The organism is Frankia sp. CgKIO3 (genome assembly GCF_977946435.1).
Window position 1 is genome coordinate 1 of the sequence record NZ_CDWTMO010000234.1, and the last position, 3,262, is coordinate 3,262.

Sequence of the window (3,262 nt, forward strand, 5' to 3'; positions counted from 1 at the left end):
AGGCTATGACCCGCGTCGTCGACACCGCGCAGGAGGTTCTGCTGGTGACCGGGTCGCGATCACGCGATCGGGCCTATCTGGACGCTATTGAAGCGGCGTTGGCCGACCGGCCTGCACTGGTGCACTATCGAGTACTGTTCGGTCCTCCGCACCGGCAGGTACTGAAAGATCACCTGTTACGGCTGCTGACCCTGCGGAACCCAGCCGATCGTGGTCATGGCTACAAGACGTTGCATCTGGGCTTTATCACAGATCAGACGGCGCAGCCAGAGCGCTTTCTGTGCGTGTCGGAACAGGCCGCGGTCACGCCGATTCCCTCGCTGACGTCGGCCGAGGCGTTCGACTCCGGTGTTCTGCTCGGAGCGCAGCCGGCGGCGCGGCTGGTGGATCATGTTCGGCAGTGCTACGCAGCCAGTAGGAGGATTGAGACTGTGGAGGCGGTCGAGGCCCTGCCGGTCCTGCGGGAGAGATGATCCCAGCATGTCAGGTGAGATACGTGCGCTGCTGCGGGCGGCGGAGGCAGACCAGCGATCGGTCGTGGCTTTGACCGCGGACCTGGTGAGAGTGCCCAGCCGTGGCGGGCTGGATCCGACCGGCCCGGTGTTGGAAGGCGCAGCGGGATGGCTTCGTGGCCGCCGACTTCCTGTACGCCGGCTGCACGACTCGTGTGGTGAGCTAGTCGGGGTCGTCTCCGAGGTGGTCGGAGGTCAGCCCGGTCCTCGGCTGGTGCTGGATGCCTGCGTGGACACCGCCCCGTTCGGGGACGAGGATGCCTGGACTTATCCGCCGACCAGCGCCGCCGTTGTGGACGGGTGGATGTGGGGCCGAGGGGCTGCAGATTCGAAGGTGGGTGCGGCTATCTTCTGCCATCTCCTCCTTCGGCTCACCGTCGGCGCTGACCAGCTCCACGGCGGCGTCACCCTGCTCTTGGACGCCGACGAGCATACCGGCGGCTTCGGGGGCGCCCGCGCTTTCGTCGCCAGCCTCGAAGACACCTCGGCGGACACCCTCGGCGTGATGATCGGCTATCCGGGCGCCGAGCATGTGGTCGTCGGTGGGCGGGGCGTGCTGCGTGCCCGCCTGCTTGTCCACGGGGTGGCGAGCCATTCCGGCGGGTCGGCATGCACTCCGAACGCCATTGTCAAGGCCGCTGACCTCGTCGCCCGCCTCGCCGCCGCACCGCTGCCCGCTCCTGAGGCGCGTTTCCCCACCGGCGGGAAGGTCACGGTCACCGAGATCAGCGGAGGACAGAGCTGGTCGGTGACCCCGGACCTGTGCACCGTCAGCGTCGACCTACGGCTGACCCCAGCTTTCGATGCCGCGGCAGGCGAGGCACTGCTACGGGCAAGTGCTGCTGCGCTGGACGCGGGGTGGCCGCACACCCGGGCCACGGACATCCTTCTCGAGACCTGCTGGCCTCCCTACGCAATGGAGGACACGGCACCGCTGCCAGCCGCGATCCTCGACGCCGCAGCTCAGCTTGGCTTGCAGACCAGACCCAAGGTGGCCGGCCCGTCGAACATAGGGAACTACCTGGCGGGGGTGGGCATCCCTGCCACCGCGGGCTTCGGCGTCAGCTACGAGAACCTGCACGCCGCGGACGAACGTATCCGACTCGACACGATCCCCACCGTTCAGGCCGTTTACCATGCCGCCGCGCTCACCTTGCTGACCTGACAATTGTCAGAACTGGCCTGACAATTTGTCGAAACTTTGTAGGAACTTGTCATCGTCGGTCGCAGCGGCATGCGACGAGTTTCTAGCAAGCTCATGATCTGGAGCTACGCCAGCAGGAACGTCACCCTTCTCGTGTTGTTCGTCACGCGAGAGGGGATGCGGTATGAAAGTTTCTGACACGGCCCTGATCCAGCGTTTCGGTGCCGCCCTTCGCCTGGCCGACGCGCATCACAGCCGGCATGAGGGGGTAGGCGTAGACGATGCCCATGACCTCCTTCTCGATCCCGCTGTCCTCGCCGCATGGTTGGCCGGCCGGGCTGACGGCCGTGTGCGAGTAACCGGCAGCCTGGATCGCCGGCTGGTTTTCTTGGAGCGAGCGGATGGGACGTGGGTCGTGGCGGATTTGTCCGGCCAGCCTCACCGCAGCCGCCGCTGGCCAACCTGGACCACACGGCATCTGAGCCTCGAGAAACCGGATTCGTGGTTGTCACCGGCCCGTCTCGACGAGGCGGGAGTCGTTCGTCTGTCGCGGCCGGTCACGCTGCTGGCCGCCCTGTACCACCCGGAGAATTTCCCACTACCCAGGTTTCCGCTTGGTATCAGCACCGTCGCGCGCGCCGCGCGGTCGACCCTGCTCGGCAGGGTGACGCTGGCCGACATGCAACTCGGTCCCAGCCTCGACGATCTCATCGCGCACGCCACTGCCGGCAAGGTGGACATTCTCGGTATCTCCGCGACCTTCGGCCAGCACGATCTCCTGATCTGCTTCCTGGACGCCGTCCATGCCCTGGCCGAACCGCCGATCGTCGTTGTCGGAGGCAGCCTCACCGCCCGCAACGAATCTCTGCTGCTCGAACGCTACCCACAGCTGCTGATCGCCCGGGCTGCCGGCGAGGCCACCATCGAAGCCATTCTCGGGTACTGGCACGGGGACTGCGACCAGGAACAGATACCCGCCCTCGGCTACACCGGTGCACGCCGCCGCGGCGCGCTCGGCATCAGCCGGCGTCGTTCCAGCACACCAGTGACTCGCGACACCACGACGGACGTCGTACCCGAACTCGACCTCCTCCCGGCGACCTTCACCCATCACGGTGTCGCCCAACTGGAGACCAGCCGGGGCTGCACCTCGTACTGCTCGTTCTGCCCCCGCGGCCACAAGGGCTCCTGGTCCGGCGCGGGCCTCGACCACCTTCCGTGGCTGCTCACCGAGATGCGCGCGGTCTTTACCCGACATCCGAACATCGCCCGGGTGCTGTACCTGGTCGATGAGGAGTTCCTCGGCCGCGACGCCGACGCGGCAACGCGGGCGCTGAATATCGCCCGGCTGCTGCAGGAGGCCGGCTTTGCCTGGGAGTCGAGTTGTCGGATCGACCAGGTTGTCTGCCCGGACCGTGACCTGGACTGGCACGCCGAGCGTGCTGCGATGTGGCGTACCCTCCTCAACCGCGGACTTCGACGCATGCTGTTCGGCGTGGAGTCCGGGGTGGACAGCATTCTGGTGCGCTTCGCGAAACAGACCACTGCCGAGCAGAACGTGCTCGGCATCCGCACCCTGTCAGCGCTGGGGGTCCCGACCCGCTTC

At 66.8% G+C, this 3,262-nt stretch carries 4 protein-coding genes; 3 read left to right on the top strand and 1 reads right to left on the bottom strand.

Annotation, left to right across the window (positions count from 1 at the left end; translation table 11 throughout):
- Both AC08OJ_RS18610 and AC08OJ_RS18615 read left to right on the top strand, forming a co-directional pair.
- Nucleotides 1-473: hypothetical protein (locus tag AC08OJ_RS18610; RefSeq protein WP_476594533.1), on the top strand; the 473-nt coding region annotated here is incomplete at its 5' end.
- A 7-nt stretch (nucleotides 474-480) separates the two neighbouring features.
- The gene (locus tag AC08OJ_RS18615; RefSeq protein WP_476596412.1) at nucleotides 481-1,677 is read left to right on the top strand and encodes a M20 family metallopeptidase; all 1,197 of its coding nucleotides are present in this window, start codon (nucleotides 481-483) and stop codon (nucleotides 1,675-1,677) included.
- Between the two features lie 142 nt (nucleotides 1,678-1,819).
- On the opposite strand, the gene AC08OJ_RS18620 is transcribed toward AC08OJ_RS18615, so the two are convergent.
- A complete protein-coding gene (locus tag AC08OJ_RS18620) occupies nucleotides 1,820-2,098 on the bottom strand; it encodes a hypothetical protein (RefSeq protein ID WP_476596413.1) in 279 nt (92 codons plus the stop codon).
- Nucleotides 2,099-2,161: 63 nt separating this feature from the next.
- On the opposite strand from AC08OJ_RS18620, the gene AC08OJ_RS18625 reads away from it, so the two are divergent.
- Nucleotides 2,162-3,262, top strand: a 1,101-nt coding sequence (locus AC08OJ_RS18625; RefSeq protein ID WP_476596414.1) for a radical SAM protein, incomplete at its 3' end; no start/stop codon positions are given.

What these genes read in the sequence shown, in the direction of transcription:
- AC08OJ_RS18615 (WP_476596412.1), top strand. Translation starts at nt 481, where the DNA reads ATGTCAGGTGAGATACGTGCGCTGCTGCGGGCGGCGGAGGCAGACCAG.